This is a genomic window from Humidesulfovibrio sp. (assembly GCF_035560995.1).
In the GTDB taxonomy this organism is placed as follows: domain Bacteria; phylum Desulfobacterota; class Desulfovibrionia; order Desulfovibrionales; family Desulfovibrionaceae; genus Humidesulfovibrio.
This window is the reverse complement of the sequence record NZ_DATMYK010000193.1, coordinates 1-2,630: the sequence shown is the minus strand read 5'-3', so window position 1 is coordinate 2,630 and position 2,630 is coordinate 1. Positions and strand designations below refer to the sequence as shown.

General features: G+C 69.5%; 2 protein-coding genes and 2 pseudogenes. All 4 read left to right on the top strand.

The window, feature by feature from the left end; all coding sequences use genetic code 11:
• A pseudogene (locus VN419_RS07600) lies at positions 1-363 on the top strand (hypothetical protein); the annotation flags it as partial.
• Positions 364-365: 2 nt separating this feature from the next.
• A complete protein-coding gene (gene trmD / locus VN419_RS07595; RefSeq protein ID WP_325646115.1) occupies positions 366-1,703 on the top strand; it encodes a tRNA (guanosine(37)-N1)-methyltransferase TrmD in 1,338 nt (445 codons plus the stop codon).
• A 38-nt stretch (positions 1,704-1,741) separates the two neighbouring features.
• Entirely contained in the window at positions 1,742-2,092 is a 351-nt protein-coding gene (gene rplS / locus VN419_RS07590; RefSeq protein ID WP_325646113.1) for a 50S ribosomal protein L19, read from the top strand.
• 105 nt (positions 2,093-2,197) lie between these two features.
• Positions 2,198-2,630, top strand: a pseudogene (locus tag VN419_RS07585) (ribonuclease HII); the annotation flags it as partial.

The window sequence follows — 2,630 nt, the reverse complement described above, 5'->3', positions numbered from 1 at the left end:
CCGGGCCAGCTGACCTGGGCGATTGTGGCCCCGAACGGCAGGGAGATCCTCTTCCCGGCCGTGCCGGAGTTCATCCTGGGCCTGGACGCCGACGCGAAAGCCATCCACATCGACCCGCCGCCGGGCCTGTTGGAACTGTACTTGGACGCGCCCGACGCGCCGCCCAAGTCCGTCAGACCGCCACGGCCCGCCAGGCCGCCGAAGCCTGCCAAGTCCGCCAAGGCTGGCACGGCTGGCACATCTGGTGCGCCGCAGGGGCCGGGAAAATCCGCCCAGGCGCGGGAAGCGGGCCGTCCGCATGCGCCGGGCACGCCCGCCAAATCCGGCACACCCGCAAAGTCGAGCGGGCGGCGGGGCAGGTAGCCATGCGCTTCACCGTGCTCACGCTCTTCCCGGAATTTTTCCAGGGCCCGCTTAACTGCGCGCAGATGGCGCGCGCGCGCGAGGCCGGGCTCATCGACGTGGCGCTGGTGAACCCGCGCGACTTTTCGCAGAACCGGCACAAGCACGTGGACGACCGCCCCTATGGCGGCGGGCCGGGCATGGTCATGCAGGCCGAGCCCCTGGCCGACGCCCTGAAGAGCGTGGCCCCGGCGGGCGAACCCGGTTGCAGGGCCGGCCGCAGGATCGTGCTGGCGCCCTCGGGCAAGCCCCTGACACAGGTTCTGGCGCGGGAGTTGGCGCAAGAGGAGGCCCTGACCCTCGTGTGCGGCCGCTACGAGGGCATAGACGAGCGCCTGCTCGAGAGCGAGGGCCTGGAGCCCATCTGCGTGGGCGAGGCCGTGCTGAACGGCGGCGAGGCCGCGGCCCTGTGCCTCATGGAGGCTGTGGCGCGCCTGGTGCCGGGCTTCATGGGCAAGGAGGAGAGCGGCGAGGACGAGAGCTTCAGCGCCGGGCTCCTTGAGTACCCGCACTACACCCGGCCCGAGGTTTACCTGGGGCGCGAGGTGCCTGAAATTTTGCGCGGCGGGTCCCACGCCAAGATCGACCGCTGGCGTCGCGAGGCATCCCTCAAGCGCACCCTGGAGCGCCGCCCGGAACTGCTGCGCGAGGCCCCGCTGGACGGAGGGGACCTTAATTTTTTGCGATCGCTGCCACGCCCGGCAGCCCTTGGGCGCAGCCTGTTTCTCTGTCTCTTGCACCATCCGGTGCTCGACAAAGCGGGAAAAACGTCCACTGTCTCTTTGACAAACCTCGATATCCACGATATGTGCCGCGTTTCCCGCACCTATGAATTGGGCGGAGTGCTTTTGGCCACTCCCCTCGACGATCAGCGGGAGCTGGGGCAGCGCCTGTTGGACCACTGGACCGACGGCGCGGGCGGCAAGGCCAACCCGGACCGGGCCCAGGCCCTGCGCCTTGGGCGCATGGTGACGGGCCTGGACGAGGCGGTACGCTGGGTGACCGGCGAGACCGGCCTGGCCCCCAGGATCGTGGCCACCTGCGCCCGCACGGGGTACCGCCCGGCGCGCGGCCGCAAGGAGCGCATGATCGCCTTCACTCCGCCGAGCGCCGTGCGCAGCTGGCTGAAGGAAACGCCGGTGCTGCTGGTGCTCGGAACCGGGCACGGGCTTGCGCCGGAGGTGTTGACGCGGGCCGACGCCATTGTCTCGCCCGTGCGTGGATTTTCGGCGTACAACCACCTGCCGGTGCGCGCCGCAGCCGCCATATTGGTGGACAGGCTGCTGGGCGACGCCGGTTGAGGCAACAACGATAGCTTTCTCAGAAAAGGAGTCGACATATGGACATCATGAAGCAGATTGAACGCGAACACATGCGTATGGACATGCCCGAGTTCCGCGCGGGCGATACCGTCAAGGTCCACACCCGCATCATCGAGGGTGACAAAGAGCGCATCCAGGTCTTCCAGGGTGTTGTTCTGCGCGTGAACCGCGGCACCACCGACAGCACCTTCACCGTGCGTAAGGTCTCCGACGGCGTCGGCGTGGAGCGCATCTTCCCCATGCACACCCCGTCCATCGACAAGGTGGAGATCGTGGCCAACGGCAAAGTGCGCCGCGCCCGCATCTACTACCTGCGCAACCTGGCCGGCAAGGCCGCCCGCGTCAAGTCCCGCCAGGCCTGGGACTAACCCTCCCGGTCCATACACGGACGCAATCGTCCCCGGCGGAGCCCCACGGCCCTGCCGGGGACGCTTCGCCTTTTCCAAAGGGCCCCGGCCCACAGGGGGAGAAGCATGGCCAGACGCCCCGCGGCACTCCTGCAGCGCGCGCTCATCGAGCTTCCCCTCGGCCTCCTGGCTGGGTCATGCGCCGGACCCTGCGCAGGCGTGGACGAGGCCGGGCGCGGCTGCCTGGCCGGGCCCGTGGTTTCGGCCGCCTGCATCCTGCCGGAAGCCTTCGACCTGCCGGGACTGACGGATTCCAAGGCCCTGACGCCCCAGAAGCGCGAGGCCCTGGCCGCAGGCATACGCGCCCAGGCCCTGGCCTGGTCTCTCGGGCTGGCCTGGCCCGGCGAGATCGACCGCGTGAACATCCTGCAGGCCAGCCTTCGCAGCATGGAGCGCGCCGTGGCTCGCCTGCGCCTTGCGCCCGTGCTGCTCCTCATCGACGGCAACCAGAACATCCAGACCCCGCTGCCCCAGCGCACGGTGGTGGGCGGCGACGCCC

Excerpts from the sequence above, each read along its gene's own strand:
- trmD (WP_325646115.1), top strand. The coding sequence starts at position 366 with ATGCGCTTCACCGTGCTCACGCTCTTCCCGGAATTTTTCCAGGGCCCG.
- rplS (WP_325646113.1), top strand. The coding sequence starts at position 1,742 with ATGGACATCATGAAGCAGATTGAACGCGAACACATGCGTATGGACATG.